15 protein-coding genes, 1 tRNA gene and 1 pseudogene are annotated in these 22,196 nt (G+C 63.4%); 8 read left to right on the forward strand and 9 right to left on the reverse strand.

Features of this window, described 5'->3' with window-relative positions; genetic code table 11:
* The first annotated feature begins 79 nt into the window (after positions 1-79).
* The 3 genes from J7E82_RS17235 to J7E82_RS17245 all read left to right on the forward strand — a co-directional run bounded on the left by J7E82_RS17235 (position 80) and on the right by J7E82_RS17245 (position 3,916).
* Positions 80-1,924 carry an ABC transporter ATP-binding protein gene (locus tag J7E82_RS17235; RefSeq protein WP_214864843.1) on the forward strand — a complete coding sequence of 615 codons (1,845 nt, stop codon included), beginning with the start codon at positions 80-82 and terminating at the stop codon, positions 1,922-1,924.
* Positions 1,921-3,774 (forward strand): ABC transporter ATP-binding protein, encoded by a 1,854-nt coding sequence (locus J7E82_RS17240; RefSeq protein WP_214864845.1) that lies wholly within the window; start codon positions 1,921-1,923, stop codon positions 3,772-3,774. Before J7E82_RS17235 ends, J7E82_RS17240 begins: the two co-directional genes overlap by 4 nt.
* Before the next feature lie 65 nt (positions 3,775-3,839).
* Positions 3,840-3,916: transfer RNA gene (locus tag J7E82_RS17245), tRNA-Pro, on the forward strand.
* A 252-nt stretch (positions 3,917-4,168) separates the two neighbouring features.
* Here the strand turns inward: J7E82_RS17245 and J7E82_RS17250 are convergent.
* The gene (locus J7E82_RS17250; protein ID WP_214864847.1) at positions 4,169-4,426 is read right to left on the reverse strand and encodes a hypothetical protein; all 258 of its coding nucleotides are present in this window, start codon (positions 4,424-4,426) and stop codon (positions 4,169-4,171) included.
* A 146-nt stretch (positions 4,427-4,572) separates the two neighbouring features.
* Between J7E82_RS17250 and J7E82_RS17255 the strand changes: the two genes are divergently transcribed.
* Positions 4,573-5,853 (forward strand): helix-turn-helix transcriptional regulator, encoded by a 1,281-nt coding sequence (locus J7E82_RS17255; RefSeq protein WP_214864849.1) that lies wholly within the window; start codon positions 4,573-4,575, stop codon positions 5,851-5,853.
* Positions 5,854-5,899: 46 nt separating this feature from the next.
* On the opposite strand, the gene J7E82_RS17260 is transcribed toward J7E82_RS17255, so the two are convergent.
* The gene (locus J7E82_RS17260) at positions 5,900-6,868 is read right to left on the reverse strand and encodes a phosphoribosylaminoimidazolesuccinocarboxamide synthase (RefSeq protein ID WP_214864851.1); all 969 of its coding nucleotides are present in this window, start codon (positions 6,866-6,868) and stop codon (positions 5,900-5,902) included.
* Between the two features lie 3 nt (positions 6,869-6,871).
* Positions 6,872-8,182, reverse strand: a complete 1,311-nt coding sequence (gene purD, locus J7E82_RS17265) for a phosphoribosylamine--glycine ligase (protein WP_214864871.1) — start codon at positions 8,180-8,182, stop codon at positions 6,872-6,874.
* 111 nt (positions 8,183-8,293) lie between these two features.
* Here purD and J7E82_RS17270 point away from each other — a divergent pair, with 111 nt between their 5' ends.
* Both J7E82_RS17270 and J7E82_RS17275 read left to right on the forward strand, forming a co-directional pair.
* Complete coding sequence (locus J7E82_RS17270; RefSeq protein ID WP_214864853.1) at positions 8,294-9,307, forward strand: asparaginase; 1,014 nt, start codon at positions 8,294-8,296, stop codon at positions 9,305-9,307.
* 33 nt (positions 9,308-9,340) lie between these two features.
* Positions 9,341-9,727: a sterol carrier family protein gene (locus J7E82_RS17275; protein ID WP_214864855.1), complete on the forward strand. Its 387-nt coding sequence runs from the start codon at positions 9,341-9,343 to the stop codon at positions 9,725-9,727.
* A 73-nt stretch (positions 9,728-9,800) separates the two neighbouring features.
* Here J7E82_RS17275 and J7E82_RS17280 read toward each other — a convergent pair whose 3' ends face one another.
* The 3 genes and pseudogenes from J7E82_RS17280 to J7E82_RS17290 form a co-directional block, all read right to left on the reverse strand.
* Positions 9,801-11,291, reverse strand: a complete 1,491-nt coding sequence (locus J7E82_RS17280) for a cation:dicarboxylate symporter family transporter (RefSeq protein WP_214864857.1) — start codon at positions 11,289-11,291, stop codon at positions 9,801-9,803.
* A 96-nt stretch (positions 11,292-11,387) separates the two neighbouring features.
* Entirely contained in the window at positions 11,388-14,324 is a 2,937-nt protein-coding gene (locus J7E82_RS17285) for a beta-eliminating lyase-related protein (RefSeq protein ID WP_308113923.1), read from the reverse strand.
* A 38-nt stretch (positions 14,325-14,362) separates the two neighbouring features.
* Positions 14,363-15,885: pseudogene (locus J7E82_RS17290) on the reverse strand (amino acid permease).
* Positions 15,886-16,100: 215 nt separating this feature from the next.
* Here J7E82_RS17290 and J7E82_RS17295 point away from each other — a divergent pair.
* A complete protein-coding gene (locus J7E82_RS17295) occupies positions 16,101-17,804 on the forward strand; it encodes a CdaR family transcriptional regulator (protein WP_251042055.1) in 1,704 nt (567 codons plus the stop codon).
* Between the two features lie 57 nt (positions 17,805-17,861).
* Positions 17,862-18,773 carry a glutaminase gene (locus J7E82_RS17300; RefSeq protein WP_214864859.1) on the forward strand — a complete coding sequence of 304 codons (912 nt, stop codon included), beginning with the start codon at positions 17,862-17,864 and terminating at the stop codon, positions 18,771-18,773.
* 31 nt (positions 18,774-18,804) lie between these two features.
* On the opposite strand, the gene J7E82_RS17305 is transcribed toward J7E82_RS17300, so the two are convergent.
* Genes J7E82_RS17305 through J7E82_RS17315 form a run of 3 tightly spaced genes read right to left on the reverse strand, consistent with a single transcriptional unit; the run spans position 18,805 to position 21,919 of the window.
* Positions 18,805-19,566 (reverse strand): SDR family oxidoreductase, encoded by a 762-nt coding sequence (locus J7E82_RS17305; RefSeq protein WP_214864861.1) that lies wholly within the window; start codon positions 19,564-19,566, stop codon positions 18,805-18,807.
* Between the two features lie 12 nt (positions 19,567-19,578).
* Entirely contained in the window at positions 19,579-20,322 is a 744-nt protein-coding gene (locus tag J7E82_RS17310; protein ID WP_214864863.1) for an aspartate/glutamate racemase family protein, read from the reverse strand.
* Positions 20,323-20,350: 28 nt separating this feature from the next.
* Positions 20,351-21,919, reverse strand: coding sequence for an NCS1 family nucleobase:cation symporter-1 (locus J7E82_RS17315; RefSeq protein WP_214864865.1), 1,569 nt, complete (start codon positions 21,917-21,919; stop codon positions 20,351-20,353).
* Between the last annotated feature and the right edge of the window lie 277 nt (positions 21,920-22,196).

Below are 22,196 nucleotides of genomic sequence, written 5' to 3' on the forward strand. Positions count from 1 at the left end.
CTGCTGTCAATTCAGTCACGCCATGGCATAGGGTAGTTGCTACGGGAAACTACATCTGAAAACAGCTTGAGAAGCGGGCATGGCCAAGCAAACTACATTCTTCCGATCCATTAGCCGTCTCTATCCGCATGTAAAACCGATACTCCCCAGGCTTGTCATGGGGCTTGTGTGCGCCCTGCTCGCCAGCGTCGTGGCTCTTTCCATCCCCCAGGTCCTCCGCGTCCTGATCAACACCTCCCTCCAGCCGGGCGGCTCAACCGAAACCGTGTGGATTGCCTCCAGCGTCATCCTTGCCCTGGGCGTTGCCGAAGCCGTCCTCGTGGCCCTCCGCCGTCAGTTCGTCATCAATCCCGCCACCACCGTGGAAACGAAAATGCGGATCTCGCTCTACGGGCATCTTCAGGAACTCGCCGTCTCATTCCACGACCGCTGGGGTTCAGGCCAGCTCCTGTCCCGCGCCATGACAGATCTCAACTTCCTGCGCCGCTGGATGGCCTTTGGCGCCATCATGCTCGTGGTCACGACGCTGACCGTGGCAATCGGCGTCGGGGTCATGTTTTCCATGAGCTGGCAGCTTGCTCTGATCTTCCTCGCGGCCGCCGTGCCGATCATGGTCTATTCCTTCCGCTTCCGCACCCGCTTCAGCAAAGTGGCCCGCCTCAGCCAGGACCAGGCGGGCGACCTTGCCACCACTGTTGAGGAGTCCGTGCACGGCATCCGGGTGCTGAAGGGCTTCGGGCGCAGCCACGAAGCCCTGGAGAACTTCAATGAACAGGCGGAGGAGCTGCGGCAGACCGAGATCGCCAAAGCCAGGCACCAGGCCACCTTCAGCATGGTGGTGACGCTCCTGCCGGAACTTGCACTCGGCCTGGCGCTCGTTGTCGGCATCATGCTCACCGTTGACGGGCAACTGACCATTGGCGCCCTCGTGGCCTTCTTTGCAACTGCGGCAGTTGTGGCCACACCGGTAGAGTTCTCCGGCATGCTGCTGGCCATGGCGCTGACCGCCAAGACCGCCATCGACCGCCATTTCGAGGTCATGGACACGGAGAACACCATCACCAGTCCGGCGGACCCCAAGGATCCGGACTTGTCCAACGTCCGAGGGGCGCTTAGCTTCCGCGGGGCCTCCTTTGGGTTCGACGACGGCGGCCGGCTCCTGGAGGAAATCGACCTGGATGTCCGCCCGGGCGAGACGATGGCCCTTGTGGGCATCACCGGCAGCGGGAAGAGCGCCCTGCTTCAGCTTGTGCCGCGGCTCTTCGAAGTCACCGAGGGGTCGGTGATGATCGACGGCATCGATGTCAGGGATTTCAGCCTCGAGCAGCTGCGCAGCCTGGTCAGCGTGGCTTTCGAGGACACCACACTGTTCTCGAGTTCCGTACGGGACAACGTGCTGCTGGGGGCTCGCGAACGCACCGATGAGGCACTGCACGAGGCCCTCGACGTCGCCCAGGCCCACTTCGCCTTCTCCCTGCCGGACGGCGTGGATACCTTGATCGGTGAGGAAGGGCTGAGCCTGTCGGGCGGACAGAGGCAGCGCATCGCCCTGGCCCGGGCCATCGCAGCCAGGCCTAAAGTGCTGGTCCTGGACGACCCCCTGTCCGCACTGGACGTCAATACCGAGGAGCGCGTCGAAGCGAGGCTTCGCGAGGTCCTGCGTGAAACCACCACGCTCATCGTGGCGCACAGGCCGTCCACCGTGGCACTTGCGGATCGTGTAGCGCTCCTGAGGGAGGGCCGCATTGCCGCCGTCGGAACCCATACCGAGCTCCTGGCAAGCAATGACCACTACCGCTACGTCATCGCGAGTCTGGAGCGTGAGCCGAAGGACCTGGACACGGAACTCCATGAGGAACTCAATGACACTGCCGAACTCAATGACACTGCCCAACTCAACGATGCTGGGGAGACCGTTCGATGAGTACCGCTACCTTCGGCACCATCAACGAGGACAACGCCCACCTGAGCAAGTCCGATAGCAGGGAGCTACGGCGTCGCTCCCTGGCGCTGCTGGCCTCGCTGATTCGACCGGTACGCCTCCGTTTCTGGCTCACGATCGGCATGGTGGTGCTGTCCCAGGCAGCCCGGGTGGCCGGACCCGCCCTGATCGCCTTCGGTATAGACCACGCCCTGCCCGCCCTCCAAGCGGGCAACAGTTTCCCCCTACTGCTGGCCGGTGCGCTCTATCTCGCGGCGGCCGTGGTCACTGCGGTGCTCACAGCCCTCTATGTGACCTCGACGGCGAAGCTGAGCCAGGCCATGCTCCTGGACCTCAGGCTTCGTGTGTTCCGCCACACCCAGCGCTTGAGCCTTGAATTCCACGAGAAGTACACTTCCGGGCGCATCATTGCCCGCCAGACCTCAGACCTTGAAGCCCTTCGCGAACTCCTGGATTCAGGCGTCAGCTCCCTGGTGTCCGGATTCCTGTTCATGATCTTCACGGCAGTTACGGTGTTCGCGCTCGACTGGCGCAGCGGACTCATCGTGCTTGCCGCCGGGCTGCCAATGTACTTCCTGACTCGCTGGTACCAGAAGCACTCGCAGATTGCCTTCCGTGAGTCGCGCGTGGCCTCCGCCGGACTGATCGTGCACTTCGTGGAGACCATGACCGGCATCCGGGCCGTCAAGGCCTTCCGGAAGGAACGCGAGAATGCCGAACGGTTCGGAGAGCTGGCCGAGGACTACAAGAGAGTCACGATACGCTCAATCAACCTCAACGGAATTTTCCAGCCCGGGCTGGTGCTGATCGGCAACATTTGCGTGGCCGTGGTCCTGTTGTTTGGCGGCTTCCGGGTCCTCGCGGGCGACCTTGAGGTGGGAGTGCTTTTGGCGCTCATCCTCTCCACCAAACGCTTCTTCCAGCCGGTAGACCAGATGGCCATGTTCTACAACGCCTTCCAAAGCGCCCAGGCAGCCCTTGAGAAGGTCTCCGGGCTCCTCGAAGAGGTTCCCACCGTCCGGCCGCCCAGGAACCCGACTCCCCTGGCCAAGGCGCGGGGCGAAATCGAGTTCAAGGATGTGGAATTCAGCTATAGCGGCGGACCCCTCGTAGTGCCGCGCCTGAACCTGCATATCCCGGCCGGCCAGACCGTCGCGCTGGTTGGCCAGACTGGCGCAGGAAAATCCACCCTTGCAAAGCTGATTGCCCGGTTCTATGACGTCACCGCGGGTGCGGTGACTCTCGACGGTGTCGACCTCCGGGACCTGTCGACGTCGGACCTGCGCAGGGCCGTCGTCATGGTCACCCAGGAGGCATTCCTGTTCAGCGGAACAGTTGCCGATAACATCGCGCTGGGCCGTCCCGAGGCCAGCCAACGCGAAATCGAGGATGCCGCCAAAGCAGTCGGGGCCCATGAGTTCATCTCCGCCTTGCCGCAGGGCTATGACACCGATGTGAACAAACGCGGCGGACGTGTCTCGGCAGGACAACGGCAGCTCATCGGCTTCGCCAGGGCGTTCCTGGCGGCTCCAGCGGTGCTGATCCTCGACGAGGCTACGTCCTCACTGGATATCCCGTCTGAGCGAATGGTCCAGGCCGGCCTGACCCGGCTCCTGGCCGGTGCCCGTCCGGGAAATCCCGCAGCCAACGGCGGCGGCGCCGGCAGGACCGCGCTCATCATCGCCCATCGGCTGTCCACCGTACAGACGGCGGACAGGGTCCTGGTTGTCCAGGAAGGGCGGATCGTGGAGGACGGCTCGCCCGCCGATTTGATCAGCGGTGGGGGCCGCTACGCCAGGCTGCATGGCGCCTGGCGGGACTCCCTGGTGTGAGCTGCTCCGATTTCGCATCGGGGCAGGTCATCCGCTATTCTTGAACAGTTGCTTTTGCAGCGGATCGGGATGTAGCGCAGCTTGGTAGCGCGCTTCGTTCGGGACGAAGAGGTCGCAGGTTCAAATCCTGTCATCCCGACCAAATGAGAGAGGACCCTCCTTGGAGGGTCCTCTTTTCGTTGTCAATAATGCCGGAGTCAATAATGCTAGTAGAAGGCCTGCTGCCGGGTGCTGAACCGGAGTTCGCGCAAATGAATAAACCCCGGAAATCGTGGCTCGTAAACAATCCCGGGGTTCATTCAATTCACGTGGTTCACAGGCTCTTCAATGGTTCACTGGCTTTTCCAGGTTCACAGCTCCAGGTTCACGGCTCCGGATTCCCGGAGCGGCTCCCCTACATGGGGTCTGGCCAGTTGCCGATGTAGCTGGGCGTGAACATTGGATCCGGCCAGTTGCCAACAGCTTGCGGGGCCCTCATGGGATCGGGCCAGTTGCCCACCGCCACCGCGCTCATGGGATCGGGCCAATTGCCGACGCTGAGCACCGTACTTACGGTGTCGAGAACGGGAGTGGCAGACACAACGGCAGGAGCCGCTGCGGAGAATGCCAATGCAGCAGCCAAGGCGGCCGCGGCAGCAATCTTCTTAAGCATGGTTGTTCCTCAATGCGAGTCGGATTCGTTATGGAATAGCGCGGTCCCCTGTTGACATACATTGTAAAATGTTTTCCACAGAGACTGTCAAGGTACAGGCATGAGCCGCTTCATCACGCCGTGACAGGACTAACGAGGAGGTACCCGTGGGGAACGGATTCGGGGAGAAGCTGCGTGCCGAGCGATTGGAACGCGGATTAACCCAAGCCGAGTTGGGCAGGGATCTCTACTCACCAAGTTACATCTCGTTGCTTGAAACCGGCCGGCGCGAGCCCACGGCCGAAGTCATCGAGGAGTTGGCCCGCAGGCTGGAGCTTGCGCCAAAGGCGCTGGAAGCGTGGAGCCAGCCAGTCTCCATGAGCGACGCCGAGTACGTCCTCTCCGGTTTGTACGCCCGCCAGGCATGGGACCTGCGCGACTATCCTCTCGCAGCCAGCCACGCCGCCACTGCTGCGCAGATTGCGCTCGAAGCCAAGAACACCAGTGCCTGGTGGAACATGACCTACATGCAGGGCGAATGCCTCATGAAACAGGGTCGGCTGAAGGAATGCCAGCAGATCGTCCAGCACCTCCTGGAGCATCCGATGGCAAGCGAATCGGCAGGCCTCGGAGTGCGGGCAAGGCAAATGCTCGCAGCGGTGCTTCAGGGACAGGGACAACTGGCTGCCGCCGTCGAGCAGGCTATGGAAGCCGTAAGGCTGTCCGAGAACCTGCCGAAGGGATCCACGCTGATCATCGGCGCGCATCGCGCGCTCATCGGTGCACTTGCGGAAAGCGGAAAGCTTGATGATGCCTGGAAATACTGCCGGTCCATGATGGACCAAACGGACGAGCACTCCATGTCGCAGCTTGCCGGCGAAGTGGCGTGGGTGGTTGGCAACGTCGCCTTTATGCGCCATGACTATGCGGAAGGTATCAAGCACCACGAGCGCGCCGCCAGGCTGCTCTCCCCCGCCAATGACATCGAGCTGTGGGCGCGTTTCAACAAGGCGTCCGCGGCGGTCCGGCTTGCCTCGGGAATTGTTGAACCGGAGACGCTGTCCGCCCTCGAGCGCGCGGAACTCGCGCTCTCGATTGTGGGAGGCAACAAAACCGACCAGCTTGAGGTCGCTTTCATCCGCGCACGCTGGCTCTACCTGACCGGCGATATCCTGGCAGCCGTCGCGAAGCTGCGCGAAGTCCACGCCGAACGCAAGATGCTTGCCCGACATACCGCCGGGGAAGTCTCGCTCCTCCTGGGAAAATCGCTCAAGGCCGCAGGTGAAAACTCTGAAGCGCTGGTGCACCTCGAAGAGGCCCAGCGGGATTTCGGCGCCGCAGGTGCTGCGGATCGTGTGCAACAGGCCATAGATGCAATCCTGGAAATCCGGCTCGCGGAGCGGCGTGCCGCCGCTGCCCGCGCCGAGGACTTGGGCCCAACGGGCTAAGGGTGGTTGAGCCAGGTTTCGACAGGCTCAACCACCGGCTACAGGCTCAACCTTCGAAGGTACGGCCCGTGAGCTTCTCGAATGCCTCGATGTAGCGCTCGCGGGTGCGCCGTACGACCTCGGCGGGTAAGGCCGGGGGCGGGGTGTCCGAGGCCCGGTCCCAGCCGGAGTCAGGGGAGGTCAGCCAATCGCGCACGTACTGCTTGTCGTAGGACGGCTGTGCCTTGCCCGGCTGGTAGCTTGCCGCGTCCCAGAATCGTGAGGAGTCGGGGGTGAGCACCTCATCGCCGAGCGTGATGATGCCCGTCACCGTGTCCAGGCCGAATTCCACCTTGGTGTCCGCGAGGATGATGCCGCGTTCGCGAGCGATTTCTTCGGCCCGGGTGTAGATCTTGAGCGTGAGTTCTTTCAGCCGCGCGGCGATGTCGTCGCCCAGCATCGCCACCACGTGGTCGTAGGTGATGTTCTCGTCATGCTCGCCCACCTCCGCCTTGGCAGAGGGGGTGAAAATGGCATGTTCCAGCCTGGAGCCATCCACCAGCCCGGCCGGCAGCGGAATCCCGCACACCTCGCCGGTTTCCCTGTACTCCTCCAGGCCGGATCCCGTGAGGTAGCCACGGGCGATGCACTCTACGGGGAACATCTCCAGCCGCTTGCAGATCATGGCCCGGCCCTCGACCTCGGCCGGCACGCCCTTGGCGGCGGTGGAGGCCAGGACGTGGTGCTCCACATCGAGCTGGTCGAACCACCAGAGGCTCAGCTGGGTCAGGATGCGCCCTTTATCCGGAATCTCGCTGCTCAGGACATAGTCATAGGCACTGATCCGGTCACTCGCGACGACCAGCACGCAGTCCTGGCCCATCTCGGCCGTTATGGACTCATCTGACGGAACGTACAGGTCGCGGACCTTGCCGGAGTACACGTGGGTCCAGCCCGGAAGCTGCTGTACATCGGTTTGAAACCCGGCGGTTTCGAAGCCTGCAGTTTCGAAACCGGGTTCAATCTGCTCAGTCATACGCTACGCCTGCACTTTCGGAACCGAACTTGTGGCCGCGTAGGACACTCTGATTTCGCCCCGTGAGGCCTTCCCCGCAATATCCGTGCGGAACTGCGCGCCCTCCAGCTGGATCAGCTCGACGCCGTCGTACGCCTTTTCGCGCGCCTCCACAAGGTCCGTCCCCAAGGCGACAACTGCAAGAACGCGGCCGCCCGCGGAGACAACCTTGCCTTCCTCATCCAGCTTTGTACCTGCGTGAACCACGTGGACGCCTTCCAGCTCCTCCACCTTCTTCAGGCCGCGGATGCGGTCGCCGGTGCGGGGCGTGTCGGGATAGTTTTCGGCCGCAACGACGACGGCGACTGCGGACTCCTTGGACCAGCGCAGCTCTTCGGCCTTGTCCAGCTCGCCCTTGGCGGCTGCCAGGAGAAGGGAACCGAGGGGCGTTTTGAGCCGGGCCAGGACGGCCTGGGTTTCGGGGTCGCCGAAGCGCACGTTGAATTCAATAACGCGGACGCCGCGGGAGGTCAGGGCCAGGCCACAGTAGAGGACGCCCACAAAGGGGGTGCCGCGGCGGGCCATTTCGTCGACCGTGGGCTGGGCGACGCGGTCGATAACGTCCTGGATCAGTCCTTCTGGGGCCCAGTCCAGGGGCGTGTAGGCCCCCATGCCGCCGGTGTTCGGGCCCTCGTCGTTGTCGAAGATGCGCTTGAAGTCCTGGGCGGGAGAAAGCGGCACAGTGGTGTGGCCATCACAGAGGACGAACAGGGAGACCTCGGGTCCGTCCAGGAATTCCTCGATGACCACCGTTCCGCCGGCGTCGAAGCAGGACTGGGCGTGCGCAAGGGCCTCATCGCGGCTGTCGGTGACTACAACGCCCTTGCCTGCGGCGAGGCCATCGTCCTTGACTACATAGGGAGCGCCGAAGGCGTCCAGGGCGTCGGCTGCTTCCTCTGCATTACTAGCCACCCGGGCCATCGCCGTCGGCACGCCGGCCTCGGCCATGACCTGTTTGGCGAATGCCTTGGAAGCCTCAAGCTGCGCAGCTGCCTTACTGGGCCCGAAAACAGGAATCCCGGCCTCCCGCACAGCGTCCGAGACGCCGGCGGCAAGCGGAGCCTCGGGTCCCACCACCACAAGGTCGACGGCCAGTTTGCTGGCGAGCGCTGCGACGGCGGCGGGATCATTGCCGTCAATGGCGTGCGTGGGGACCAGCTTGCTGATGCCTGCGTTGCCGGGAGCCGCATGGACTTCGGAAACGTTGGGATCCTCGAGGAGGGAGCGGACAATGGCGTGTTCGCGGCCGCCGGGGCCAATGACGAGTACCTTCACAGTCTCCAAGCGTACTTTGTGAACGTTGCGGAGTCCTAAGGTGTTTCTCCTGCCGGACCCGCCCCGCGTCGTCGCGGCTCCGAACAGTGTCACGGACCCTAGACTGGCCCCATGGCCAATCCGCATGAAACGTGCACAGTAGAGTCCGCCGTCGAACTGGCCGTCGTTGAGCGCAGCGGCTTCATCGAATCACGACACATCGGCTCCGCCGTCGTTCTTTCCGGGGACGGCAACGTGGTGACGCAGCTCGGCGATATTGAGGCCCCGGTCTTCGCCCGCTCCACCCTCAAACCGTTCCAGGCACTCGCAGCCATGCAGTCCGGCGTCCCCCTGCGCGGCGCCCAGGTTGCGCTGGCCTGCGCCAGCCATGTGGGTTCCCTTGACCACATGGACGTTGTGGAGGGCATGCTGAAGGCGGCGGGAGTCAGGGAGGACCAACTGCAGTGTCCTGCTGCCTGGCCGCACGACGAGACGGCCAGGAACTGGCTGGTCCGCTCGGACCGCGGCCCCTCCCGGCTCGCCTGCAACTGCTCAGGCAAGCACGCCGCCTTCCTCTGGGCCTGCACCGAAAACAGCTGGGACACCCACAGCTACCTGGAGCCGAACCATCCGCTGCAGCAGCGCGTGCGCTCCGTTATTGAGGAGTACTGCGGGGAGCAGACCTCCCACCTGGGCATTGACGGATGTGGAGCCCCCGTGGCCGCGGTGTCGCTAACAGGCCTGGCAAGGGCTTATTCGCAGCTGGCCCGCGCTCCCCGGGATCAAGCCTCCAATGCCCGCGCGGCCACCATTGCAACCTCCATGCTGGACTATCCCTGGGCGGTACAGGGCCGCGGCGAGGCCAACACCGTGGTCATGGACGAACTGGAAGTACTGGCCAAGGGCGGCGCCGAGGGGGTGCTGGTCATGGCCACTCCTGCCGGAGCCACCGTTGCAGTCAAGATCCTGGACGGTTCAAGCCGGGCGGCCTCCCTGGTGGGCCTGACCCTGCTCGCCGTCACCGGCGCCGTAGACATCCCGGGGGTGTCGAGCGTGCTTGAGAAGGTGGTGGACCCCGTCATTGGAGGCGGTCGGCCTGTGGGCAGGATTCGGCTGGGTCCGGCAGTGTCCGCGATGCTGGACTAGCCGTTGAGTGACAGCCAGGAAGGACCATTACGTATGGCAGCAACAGCACGGCGCCGGATCGACCCCTCAGAGGGCCGCGCCGCCTTGGACGCGTGGCAGGCAGCGGCCTCGCAGGGTGCGGAGGCGGCAGCACCGCCGTCGCGCGCTGTGCTGGCAATCGCGGTGCGCTATTCCTTGGAGGAGATTGCCGCGCGTGCCCCGGGCAACTCAGTGGAGGTCCGGGTGCCCCCGTTCGGCGTCACGCAGTGCGTGGAGGGGCCGCGCCACACCCGGGGCACTCCCCCGAACGTGATCGAGTGCGACGCCGCCACCTGGCTTTCCATGGTGACCGGCAGTCTCTCCTGGGCTGACGCCGTCGAGTCTGGACGGGTGGCTGCATCCGGGCTCCGGGCGGACCTGTCGGACATCCTCCCGCTTTAAATCAGGAACGACTGCTCCGATAACGCCCTTTTGAAGGTTCAGAAGGGCGTTATCGGAGCAATCGATGGTGAAGCTAGTCAGGGCTGATGGTGGTGCTGGCGTGCTGGCCGGGCTTGGTCATTTCGAACTGGGGAATGTCCTCGGCGTTGGGGCCGCCGCGGAACTTCGGCGAGGGAGTCTTGCCCTCGGTGAGCCGTTCGAGCTCCTGCTCCTCGAACTCCTCCTCTTCGCCGAGCATGATGGCCGAATCCTCGTTGGTGATCTCGCCGCGGAAGGCACGGACCATAACGTCGCGGTCAAACTGTCCCTCCCACTTGGCGACGACGAACGTGGCGACGCAGTTACCCAACAGGTTGACCACAACGCGCATGGAGTCCATGAGGCGGTCCGCGCCCAGGAGGAGCGCGACGCCGGCAACCGGGAAGATGCCCAGGGCGGCTGCCGTCGCAGACAGCGCCAGGAATGATGATCCGGGGACCCCTGCCATACCCTTGGAGGTCAGGAGCAGGACACCCAGGGCAGCGAGCTGCTGGCCGAGGTCAAGGTTGTGTCCGAACGCCTGCGCCAGGAACAGCAGGGAAATCGACAGGTAGATGGCGGCGCCGTCGAGGTTGAAGGAGTAGCCCGTGGGGACAACGAGGCCCGTGGTTGCCCGGGAGCAGCCCGCGTTGGTCAGCTTGGTCATGATTCTGGGCATGACAGCCTCGGTGGAGGCCGTTCCGAGGGCGAGGAGGAACTCTTCGCGGGTGTACTTCAGGAAGTGCCACAGCGGGACGCGGGCAAAGCTCCAGGCCACTAGGAACAGCAGCGCGATGAACACGATTGCCGATCCGTAGCATGCCGCGATCAGCAGCGCGTAAGTGCTCAGCGTGGCGAGTCCGTACTGGCCAATGATGAACGCCATCGCACCGAAAGCACCGATCGGTGCGACTTTCATGATCCAGGACATGATCTTGAAGACGAGCTCCAGGACGGTCTCCATCAGGCTGATCACCGGCAGGCAGCGCTGGCGGCCGATGACTACGATCGCAGCGCCGAAGAACACCGAGAAAAAGAGCACCTGGAGCAAGCTGTTGCTCGCGAACGCCCCGATCACGCTGGTAGGAATCACACTCAACAGGAACGCGGCTGCGTCCTTGGGCGCGGCGTTGCCGGTCTTGGCATCCACGGCATCCTGCGACAGCGTGTTGGGATCGATGTTCAGCCCGGCTCCCGGCTGGACGATGTTTCCAACGACCAAACCGAAAACCAGGGCGAACAGTGTTGCTGCCGTGAAGTACAGGAGCGCCTTGACCCCGACCCTTCCGACCGCCTTGACGTCGCCCACGGCCGAGATTCCCGTGACGATCACGAGGAAGATCAGCGGAGCGATGATCATCTTGATGAGTTGAATAAAACCATCGCCCAGCGGCCGGAGGGTGGACCCAATGTTCGGCCAAAAATGGCCGATGAGTACACCTGCGACGACGGCGATCAGGATTTGAAAGAAGAGCGACCTATACAGGGGCTTCTTCTTCAGCGGGGCCGAACTCGCCTTCAGCGCCGCAGAGTCTGGGATCTTCATTGATCTGAACCAATCAGTTGGGAACAGCCCCCGATTTTCGGAGGGTCAAATCAATGTAAGCCTCATCACGTCATTCCGCAAGGGGAAATTCAGTTTTCATATCGTGGAATAGGCAACTGCTTCCGATTCAGTCTCTTCCTGCGCAGGATTGGGTATGAGGCCAGTGCCGGACGTTGACGCTCCTACGAAGACCCGGTACCCCCGGCCTTGGTCAAAGCCATGGATTTCACGGGTGTCCAGCGCTGCCATGAACTCGAGGGTCTGCCGGGTAATCACCTGCCCCGGCACCAGGATGGGGAACCCCGGCGGATAGGGCGTCACGAAGCCCGCCGAGACAACCTCCTCACCTGCTGCGATCCGGGCCGTCAGCTCCTCAGCTGACAAGTATTCCTTGGTTCCTGCCTTGTAGCTTTCGAAGTAGGCCGCCCTGATGTCACCGTCGGTGTTCTGATGACTACCTCGGAAACGGTCCGCGAACCTGCTGAAGTCAGGCAGCGGCGGGGTGCTTCCGACGTCGGCCTGCCGCCCGCCGTCGAACGCTTCAGCCGGCTGTCCGGGCTGCTTTTTGCCGTTGAACCGGTTCGACTGACGCTCCTCCTCGAACGACTCGGCGAGCTTGACGAGGACCTCGATCAGGTACGCCACTGCACTCCGGGACGTGCCGATGTTGGTCATAAAAAGCACAGTGTTGCGGGAGGTCTTGTTGACCTGGATTCCGTGTTCGTCCGCCAGGTAGCGGTGCCGGAAGGTATCGCCGTCGATCCCGGTCCTGCTGATATCCAGGGTCAGGCGGCTGGGGTCGACGACGAACTCGTCATGTTCCCACGCCTCGGCCAGGGCAGCCAGGCCGTCCCGAAGGGGCATTGCGGTGCCCGTTTCACGGAACGGCGCCGCAATGAGCTCCCTCGAGGTCAGCACCCGGAAGTACTTCTTCAGGAGGGGATGGCGGGCTACCGCCTGGGCCACGGTGGTGGCAAGGTCCGCCTGCCTCTGGACGAGCCCGAAACCTTCGAGCTCCACCTGACGGCGCCCGATGTCCAGGGACGCGAGGATCTGGTAATTCGGCGACGTGGAAGTGTGCGTCATGTAGGCCTCGCGGAAGGCTTCCTGGTTGAGCTCTCCAAAGTCCTGGTCAAAGACGTGGATCATGGATCCCTGCCGCAGCGACGTCAGCGTCTTGTGCGTTGACTGGGTTGCGTAGACGCGAAGACGCACCTTCCGGGGATCGGGGATGAGGCGGGTTTTCAGCCACAGCTCGTCGTCAGCCGCCTGGAGGGTTTCCGCCTGTTTCGTGTATCTGTCTGCGTAGGACTTATCCGCGAAGGAGGCTTCAAGGTTCCGGGCCGCGGCCATCGCGGTCCTCCGCCGGTAGACAGGATGCGAGCGGGCAAACGCGAACCAGGCCTCGTCCCAGAGGAAAACCAGGTCCGGCTTGATGGCCAGGCATTCCTCCATGACCCGTTCGACGTCGTATACAATGCCGTCGAACGTGCAGTTGGTCAGCGTGATCATCTTGACTTCATCCAGCCGCCCCGCCCGGCGATACTCCAGCAGGCGCGCCTTGATGCTTGCCAGCGGCACGGCGCCGTAGAAGGCATAGCGGTCCAGGGGGTACGCATCCAGGTAGGACACCTGCGCCCCCGCCAGGACAAACGCGTAGTGGTGGGACTTGTGGCAGTTCCGGTCAACCAGGACCACATCGCCGGGAGCAAGGATGGACTGGTGGACAATCTTGTTGGCCGTGGACGTGCCGTTCGTGACAAAGAACGTCTTCTGCGCCCCAAAGGCACGGGCCGCAAGATCCTGCGCCTCCTTAATGGAGCCATGCGGATCGAGCAGGGAATCCAGGCCTCCCGACGTCGCCGACGTCTCCGCGAGGAGGAGGTTCATTCCGTAGAAATCGGCCATGTCACGGATCCAGGGCGAATTGCCCACGGATCCGCCACGCGAGATGGGCAGCGCGTGGAACACGCTAGCCGGGCGTCGGCTGTACTCCTGGAGCGCAGTGAAGAACGGCGTCCGGTACCTTTCGGCGACGCCTGACAGCAGTGACAGGTGCAGGTCCAGGTGGTCCTGCCTGCGGAAGATCCTCCTGAACCGCTTGGTCAGGGAACCAGCAAGGTTCTCGATGGAGACGCCGGCTACCAGGTACACGTCCAGTTCGGGACGGAGCCCGGTGATTTGCTCGGCCAGGCTCAGGATACGGCCCAGTGGCCGGGCCCCGGCGAGTCCGGGGGTTACGTGGGCGGCAAGGTACTTCCGGAGGTCCCTTCCGAGGGGCTGGCTGCTGCCGATGGTGAAGCCCGGCCGGAGGATGCAGGCCTGGATGGCAGGGTTCAGCAGCAGCGCGACGAGAGCGTCTTCGTAACTGGGAACCACGGTGACTTCGTAGGCGAAGGCGTCCGAAGGGCGGCGCTGGGCCGCCATGTCAGCCTTGAGCCCCTCGGCCTCCTCCTCCGTGAGCTCGTCCACAACGAGGACTTCGAAACGGGGACGTTCCGCCGCCGCCTGTCCTTCGCCGGCATCTTCGTCTGCGACTTCAGGGCCGGAGCCCACGCCGGGGCGCTGGTCGCAACGGCGCTGGTCGCAACGGCGCTGTTCGGAACGGCGTTGGTCGGAACGGCGTTGGTCGGAACGGCGTTGGTCGGAACGGCGTTGGTCGGAACGGCGTTGGTCGGAACGGTGCTGTTCGGAACGCGGTTCCGAACGATGCTCTGGGCCAGCGCCGCCAGCAGGCAGCAGGTGCGATAGTTCCTGGAGCAGCTCCAGCCCGGACCGGTACTCTCCTGACTCCAAGGCCGCCTGGAGCCTCGCCACTGCATCCAGCCCTGGCGTGGACCAATAGAGTTCGATCGCCTGCAGGAGGCCAAGGGCCTGCCCGGCCTGGGCCTTGAGTCCGGAATCAGGCGACGTGCCCGGCCGGGCCTTGGTCAGCTGCTTGAAGGCGTAGCCGAGAAACTCCCAGGCATCTGACCGTGAGCGCCATGCGCTGCTGGGAGTACCGATTTCCCTGTTTGCTGCTTGATTGTTCACAGTGCTTCCGTTTTCCATCAGTTCGTTGTCAATCACAGTCAGTGGCCTGCCTTGGTCGTCTGGGCGCTGGAGGTCTCCAGGATGCGCTTCCGGCAGGCAAACCAGCCGAGAACCAGCACCGGTATCAGGACCAGCACCGAGGCCAGGACCCAGCGTCCGGTTTCTGAGAAGCCCATCGTGACCAGGACCAAAGCCAGGAAGCAGAGAGTGAGGTACGAGGTGAAGGGTGCTCCGAACAGCCGGAACGACGGGCGTTCGACCTTGCCGAGCCTGACCCAGGATTGAAGCTTGATGTGGCACAGCATGATGGTTGCCCAGCCGCCGATAATGCCTATCGCAGACACCTCAAGCACAATCTCGAACACCTGCGAGGGGACGAGGGCGTTTTGAGCCCCACGCCAAGCAGGGTGATGACCGCCGTCAGGAGAATCCCGCCGTAGGGCACGCCCGAGCCACTGATCCTGGCAGTGAACCGCGGCGCCGAACCGTTGACGGCCATGGACCTCAGGATCCGGCCCGTGGAATACAGGCCAGCGTTGAGGCTGGAGAGTGCGGCGGTCAGGACAACGAAATTCATGACCGAGGCGGAGACTGCTCCGGCCTGGGGATCTCCCAGGTGCGAGAAGAATGTGACGAATGGTGATTCGCCGGCCTTGTAGGCGGTGAAAGGCAGGAGGAGGGACAGGAGCAGCACTGAGCCGACGTAGAAGATCCCGATGCGGAAGACCACCGTGTTCACGGCCTTGGGCATGACCTTCGCCGGGTTGGCCGTCTCCCCCGCGGCAGTGCCGACGAGTTCGATTGCGGCGTAGGCAAACACGACGCCGCTGATCGCCAGCAGCGGGGCTACGGCACCGGTGGGGAACGCCCCTCCGTTGTCCAGGATCAGTCCCAGCCCGGGCACCCCGACGTCGGTCCTGCCGCCCAAGACGATGAAACAGACCCCCACGATGAGGAAGAGCACCAAGGCGCTCACCTTGATCAGCGCGAACCAGAACTCCATTTCCCCGAAGATCTTCACCGAGACAAGGTTCAGGGCCAGGACAACAACCAGGGCGCCGAGGGCGATGAGCCATTGCGGCATTGCCTGCAGCGGCTCCCAGAATTGCCCCCAGAACTTCACGTAAAGGGCCACCGCGGTGACGTCGACGATGGAGGTCATGGCCCAGTTCAGGAAGTACAGCCAGCCGGCCGCGTACGCCATTTTCTCGCCATAGAATTCCCGGGCATAGGACACGAAAGAGCCGGAGGACGGGCGGTGGAGGACCAGCTCGCCCAGCGCGCGCAAGATCAGGAAGGCGAAAAAACCGCAGACGGCGTAGACCAGCACCAGGGCGGGCCCGGAGCCATTAAGGCGGCCGCCTGCTCCCATGAACAGCCCGGTTCCAATAGCCCCGCCGATGGCAATCATCTGGATCTGCCGCGGCTTGAGGGTCTTGTGGTAGCCCGCTTCTTCGCTCGAAAAGTCCTGGGCGGCGGTGAGCCTGTCGCCGAGGAGCTCGCGCTCGTTTTCCGCTGCATCAGCGGGATCGAGCCCGGCGAGCGTTGTTGTTGGTTTCATTCCTGGGGTCTCCTTTGACTCCGGTACCGCGAACGGGGCTGCATACTTTGTCTCCCTGAAAGCGCGCGCCACTGAAGGGCGCGCGGACTTCCAGCGGCGCTGCCGGAAATCAGCTGCTGCTTTCTTGTTTGGGGGACGGTAATCAACTCTAGGTTCCGCAGCGGCGGCGTGGACTGTCCGTCGAGCTAAATTCGCGGGATGCTGATTGTGCCGCGATGACAACTCCATTCCGGCTGTGGGCAGGTAATGTTCATGGCTGTGAGCGCGGCCCTGCCGGACACATTGACCAATCCTCAGAGGAAGCGAATACGGCGGTGGTACCCCAGGAATCGGATGAGCATGCCACAGGCGTCATGCTCAGCGACATACTTGAAGACCTTGGAGTGGACAACGGGCGATTGCTCGTGGCACCCGAAGCGGAGAACGGCAAGGTTCGCGGAACCGTCATCGTGGACGCGGAGGACGATGCCGCAGTGCAGCACAGCTCGCTTGTGCTGCTGATTGGCGCCCGGGGCCGCGCAGCCCTGCCCACTGTCAGGAGATTGATTCCGCACAGTCCCTCGGCTATCGCGGTGAAGGGAACAGAGGACGAACTGGAAGCAGTGCGGGAACTGCTGATTCCAGCCGGAATCGGCCTGATAGCCGTATCCCCGTCCCTAAGATGGGACCGGTTTGAACGCATCGCCAAAGACCGCATCCAGGAACCCGCCGTAAACACCGGCGCAACCACCATCATCCACCGTGACCTCTTTGCCATCGCGCAGACGACGGCGACCCTGACAAAAGGCCACGTCGTCATTGAAGACCCGGCCAACCGCGTCCTGGCCTACTCTCCCGCGTCCAATGACGTGGATGAACTTCGCAGGCTGTCCATCCTCGCAAGGCGGGGTCCGGAGCGCTACCAGAAGCTGCTGAAGGAATCCGGGATCTACAAGCACCTCCAGGCTGTCGAAGCCCCTATCCATATGGAGGCCAATCCGGCCGAAGGGCTCAGGGAACGGGTAGCAATCGGCATCCATGCCGGACGCCGGGTCCTGGGATACATCTGGCTGCAGGAGGGCCTGGAGCCCCTTGCGTCCAATACCGACAAAATCATGGTCGGAGCGGCCCGCCATGCCGCCATCGAGCTCGTGCGGCACCGCAACGAACAGTCCCAGGCATTGCGCAGGGACAGGATCTCAAGCCTGCTCAGCGGCACGGCCCAAATCCACTCCCAGGCGCAGTCAGCCGGAATCGACCCCAGCAAGCCGGCCGCGCTGGTGCTGATCTCCGCGAAGGGCGACGACGAGACGGCGGCGGGCCTGCAACTCCGCCGCGGCGAGCTGGCCAACGTCGCGTCCATTCATGCAGCGGCCTATCGGCCGGGAGCCGTAGTGGGCGCCATCGGCCTCGAAATCGCGATGATCCTTCCCGACCTCGACCCCGTGAAGTCGCCCCCGGCGATCAATCGCCTGATCAACGTCATTGTCAGGGACGCCCGAATCCACCTGCACTGCCAGGTGCAGGCGGCGGTTGGACCCGTCGTCGAACGTCTCGATGCACTTCACGGCACCCTGGAGCACGTCCGCAACGTACTGGCCGTGCTGGCCGAAACGCCCTCTATCAATGTGGCCTCCTACAGCGATGTGGAAACCACAGTGTTGACCAGGGAGCTCCTGGAGTTGCTCGGATCCCGGCCGGGCCTGAGGCATGAAGGCATCACGCTGCTCTGCAACCGGTATCCCGAGTTCGCCACGACGCTGCTAACCTATCTCGAATTCTTTGGGGACGTGAACCGCTGCGCCGAGGAACTGGCAATCCACCGGAACACCGTGCACTATCGGCTTCGCCGCGCCTGCGAGGTAGCGGGAATCGACCTCCATGCCGCCGACCAGCGGCTGCTCGCGCATCTTCAGATCCGGCTGTGGGCCCATTCGTAGCCCGCGCTCTCAGCCGCCTGAAACCCACACCCTCACAATGGAGTAGAAACACGCATTATGGACCTCCAGAATCTTCTCGACGATATCGTCGGCGCGGTTCAGCCCCTGGCCCGCCAGGGCGCCGCCGCGGACTACATCCCCAGCTTGGCTTCCGTGGATACGAGCCAGTTCGGAATTTCGGTGGCAACCCGGGAGGGCGAAGTCTTCTCAGCCGGCGACGCGGACGTGGCTTTCTCCATCCAGAGCATCTCCAAGGTCTATGCCCTGGCACTGGTGCTCGCAAGGGACGGCAACAGCATCTGGAAGCGGGTGTTCCGCGAACCATCCGGCAATCCCTTCAATTCGCTGGTGCAGCTGGAGCATGAGGACGGCATCCCCCGGAATCCGTTCATCAACGCCGGCGCCCTGGTGGTCGCGGACAGGCTACTGACCGTGACTGGAGGATCCACCACGGCCGTCCGCGAGCTGTTGCGGGAAGAGAGCGGCAACTTCTCCATCGACTCAGACCCCGAAGTGGCCGCCTCGGAGGCGAGGAACAGCCACAGGAACACCTCGCTGGCACACTTCCTGGCCTCCTACGGCAACCTGGAAAACTCCGTCGACGACGTCCTCGATGCTTATATCAAGCAATGCGCCCTGGCAATGAGCTGCACCGATCTGGCGCTCGCCAGCAGGTTCCTGGCAACCAATGGGCTTAGGGCGGACGGAACGCCCCTGCTCTCCCCGCCCCAGACGAAGAGAATCAACGCCGTCATGCTCACGTGCGGCACCTACGACGCTGCAGGAGAATTCGCCTACCGGGTGGGACTGCCAGGGAAGAGCGGAGTGGGCGGCGGAATCATCGCCGTCGTCCCCAACAACTGCTCCATCTGCGTCTGGAGCCCGGCGCTGGGCAGATCAGGCAACTCGGTAGCCGGGGTAGCAGCGCTGGATGAATTCACCACCCGGACCGGCTGGTCCATTTTCTGACAGCTCCTGACGGTCGTACAGACATCCCCGGCTAGCCGCGGCCGATGAACGGCATTCCCGCTGCCGTCACAATCAACGAACCTACGTTGGCCGACGGCGGCATTCCGGCCATGAGCAGCACAGCCCTGGCGGCGTCCTCCACCGGGAACATGGGCTCCACTCGTCGAGACCCGTCCGCTTGGAGTGCCCCCGATCCGACGCCGATAGTGTCCATGATTTCGGTAGCAGTGTTACCGATGTCGATCTGCCCGCAGGTGATCCCGAAGTCGCGGCCGTCGAGTTCTATGCTCCTGGTCAGCCCTGTCATGGCGTGCTTGGTTACCGCGTAGGCCACTGAGCGCGGCCGGGGTGAATGTGCGGAGACGGAGCCGTTGTTGATGATGCGTCCGCCCCGGGGTTCCTGGGCCTTCATGGTTCGTACTGCCTCCGCGGCGCACAGCATGGAACCAGTGAGGTTCACGGCCAGCGTGGCATCCCAGTCGGCGACGCTGATCTCGTCCACGCCGCCGGCCGGGCCGAAGATTCCGGCGTTGTTGAACAGCACGTCAACCCGGCCCCACCGTTCGCGGGCGGCGGCGAAAAGGCGCGTGACGTCGTCGGGCACGGTAACGTCGCAGGGAACCGCCAGCGATTCCGGATGTCCGTCCGCCGTCTCCAGCAACTGGGCTTCCCGTCGGCCGGCGAGGGCTACTCGGTAGCCTTCGTCCAGCATGGCGCGGGCCACTGCCCGACCAATGCCGGAGCCTGCCCCGGTGACGACGGCGACGTGCCGCCCGGAAACGCTGTCGGTCATGATTCCTTCCCGTTAGCGCGGCGAGGTAATGTCCGCAGCCACCAGGGGCCAGCCTATGACAGTCTTGGGTCGCGGCGCTGCGTAGGTGCGCACCTTGGAGGTAGACAGGCCCAGCCGCACGAGTGATTCAGCGATGGTGACGGCCGCCGCCACCCCGTCCACCACCGGGACCCCTGACTGCTGGCGGATCTGTTCGTCAAGGCCAGCCATGCCGCCGCAGCCGAGGACGATCACCTCTGCCTTGTCCTCCCGGACTGCCAGCAGCGACTGTTCCACAATGGACTCGACGGCGCGGTCCGGGTGTTCCTCGAGCTCCAGGACCGCCATGCCGCTGGCACGGACGGAGGCGCAGCGCGCGTCCAGCCCGGCCAGCTTGAGCCGGTCCTCGATCAGCGGAACCGCCCTGTCCAGGGTGGTCACCACCGAATACTTGTGGCCGAGGAACATGGCTGTGCTGGCTGCGGCCTCGGTGATGTCGACCACCGGGACGTCCAGGAGTTCCTGAAGGCCTTCCCTGCCGTGTTCGCCATAGCCGGCCTGGATGACGGCGTCGAACGGTTCCGGGTAGTTGACCACGGCGTCCATGACGGCGATCGCGGCAAGGTAGCTTTCAAAGTTGCCCTCGCAGGAATCTGCGCCGAACCTCGGCGTGATCCCCACGATTTCCGTTCCGGGAGCGGCGGCGGCGCGTGCCTGCGCGGCGATGGAGTCGGTCATGGACTGGGTGGTGTTGACGTTTGCTACAAGAATGCGCATGGCTTCCTCCTGGCGTGCTTTGGGACTATCAGTGACTACTGACGACGGCGATCGGCTCGCCGGACACGTCGTTGTACCGCTGGCTGCGGTCTGAAATCAGATAGTAGGTTATGGCCGCGAGTCCGGCCCCGAAGAACCAGGAGAAGGGTGCCGCTGCTTCCAGTGCGGGGACAAAGGCGACAAGGATGGCGACGGCGGCCGCTGGCAGCATGGCGATGATGGCCTTCGGGTTCACTCCCTTCTTGTAGAAGTATGAGCCCGCCGGGTCCGCAGTATAGAGCTCGGGGACGTTGACCTTGCCTCGGCGAAGTAGCCAGTAGTCAGCCATGACCACGCCGAAGAGGGGTCCAAGCAGGGCGCCCAGCCCACCAAGGAAGTACACGATCACGAGCGGATTGTTGTAGAGGTTCCACGGCAGGATGATCAGGCCGATAGTGCCACTGATCCAGGCGGCCTTCCGGAAATCCAGGTGCTTGGGAAGGAGGTTGGTCAGGGCGTAGACCGGTGCCACGAAATTGGCCATCAGGTTCACGGCGATGGTGAGGATGAGGATCGCCAGGCAGGCCAGCACCAGGAACAGCGTGTTGGGGATGCTCTGGATGATGTCCGAGGGGCTTTCGATGACTGTGCCGTTGATCTTGTACTGGCCTCCGGCAAGGATCACCACGATCGCACCGAACAGGAGCATGTTGATGGGGATGCCCCAGAAGTTGCCGCGGACAATCGACTTCTTCGAGGTGGAGGACCGGGTGAAGTCGCAGAAGTTCAGGACGAAGGTGCCATAGATGGCGACCCATAGGGCACCGCCGGCAAAGATGGTGCGCCACATTTCACCGCCCTCGAGGCCCTTGATTCCAGACCACTGAATAGCGCCGCGAGCCTCGATGAAGATCCATACGGCAAGGAGCACCATGGTGACCAGGATGACGGGGCCCGCGAAGGCCTCGTACTTGCGGATCATCTCCATGCCGAAGCTGACAATGATCAGCTGGATGATCCAGAGCAAGGCAAAGGTGATCCAGCCGAGCGTGGACAGGCCAAGAATAGAGTTGCTGTCGAGCTCCTTGAGTCCAGGGAACATGGCAACCAGCATGACCCGGAACACCACCGAGGCCAGGAAGGTCTGAATCCCGAACCAGGCGATCGCGACGGCGCCGCGGAGCAGGCTGGCGATCTGGGCACCGTGGATTCCGAAGCTGATACGGCTCATCACAGGGAAGGGAACGCCCGTTTTGTGGCCCATGAAGCCGGAGAAGCTAAGAAGGCCGAACAGCAGGACGGCTCCGATGCCCAGCGCTGCCAGGATCTGCCACCCTCCCAGCCCAAGTGAGAAGAGCCCGACGGCGAACGCATAGTTGCCGAGGCTGTGTACGTCGTTGGCCCAGAGGGTAAAGATGCTGTAACCGGTCCACCGGCGGCCCTTTACCTTGGTGGGGGCAAGATCGATGTTATAGAGGCCAGGGCTGACGGGCAGGGCCGTTACTTCGGACGCCTGGGCGCACAGGGCCTCATTGCCCGGGGCAGGGTGGAAGGTGGTTGTCGAAGGCTCGGTCTGCTCCGGAGCCGGATCGACGCCGACTGGTGAAGTCGTCTGCATCGTGGATCTCCACTTCATTGTGAATGGGGTGCTTCCCGCCGGTCTCGCGAACCCAGAGGCTTCAGGCGTAGTTTCCGTATGGCGGAAGGCAGTTATTGAATAGTGAAATAACTGTATGAGCCAGATCACGGCGAGTCAAGGTAGGCCGTCATGTTTGACCCCGAGGTAGTGTCTGTCTAATCTCGAATTACAGAATTTTATTCTCACAATACGAAATTCTGCTTGCGCACTATCCGAGCGCCCACATCATTCAATGAAGAGAGGTTGGACGTGGCTG

The organism is Arthrobacter sp. ISL-30, assembly GCF_018613855.1.
Taxonomy (GTDB): domain Bacteria; phylum Actinomycetota; class Actinomycetes; order Actinomycetales; family Micrococcaceae; genus Arthrobacter.

Bases quoted from the DNA above. Each gene is read 5' to 3' on its own strand.
- J7E82_RS17235 (WP_214864843.1), top strand. From the start codon at position 80: ATGGCCAAGCAAACTACATTCTTCCGATCCATTAGCCGTCTCTATCCG.
- J7E82_RS17240 (WP_214864845.1), top strand. From the start codon at position 1,921: ATGAGTACCGCTACCTTCGGCACCATCAACGAGGACAACGCCCACCTG.
- J7E82_RS17250 (WP_214864847.1), bottom strand. From the start codon at position 4,426: ATGCTTAAGAAGATTGCTGCCGCGGCCGCCTTGGCTGCTGCATTGGCA.
- J7E82_RS17260 (WP_214864851.1), bottom strand. From the start codon at position 6,868: ATGACTGAGCAGATTGAACCCGGTTTCGAAACTGCAGGCTTCGAAACC.
- J7E82_RS17270 (WP_214864853.1), top strand. From the start codon at position 8,294: ATGGCCAATCCGCATGAAACGTGCACAGTAGAGTCCGCCGTCGAACTG.
- J7E82_RS17275 (WP_214864855.1), top strand. From the start codon at position 9,341: ATGGCAGCAACAGCACGGCGCCGGATCGACCCCTCAGAGGGCCGCGCC.
- J7E82_RS17280 (WP_214864857.1), bottom strand. From the start codon at position 11,291: ATGAAGATCCCAGACTCTGCGGCGCTGAAGGCGAGTTCGGCCCCGCTG.
- J7E82_RS17295 (WP_251042055.1), top strand. From the start codon at position 16,101: ATGACAACTCCATTCCGGCTGTGGGCAGGTAATGTTCATGGCTGTGAG.
- J7E82_RS17300 (WP_214864859.1), top strand. From the start codon at position 17,862: ATGGACCTCCAGAATCTTCTCGACGATATCGTCGGCGCGGTTCAGCCC.
- J7E82_RS17305 (WP_214864861.1), bottom strand. From the start codon at position 19,566: ATGACCGACAGCGTTTCCGGGCGGCACGTCGCCGTCGTCACCGGGGCA.
- J7E82_RS17310 (WP_214864863.1), bottom strand. From the start codon at position 20,322: ATGCGCATTCTTGTAGCAAACGTCAACACCACCCAGTCCATGACCGAC.
- J7E82_RS17315 (WP_214864865.1), bottom strand. From the start codon at position 21,919: ATGCAGACGACTTCACCAGTCGGCGTCGATCCGGCTCCGGAGCAGACC.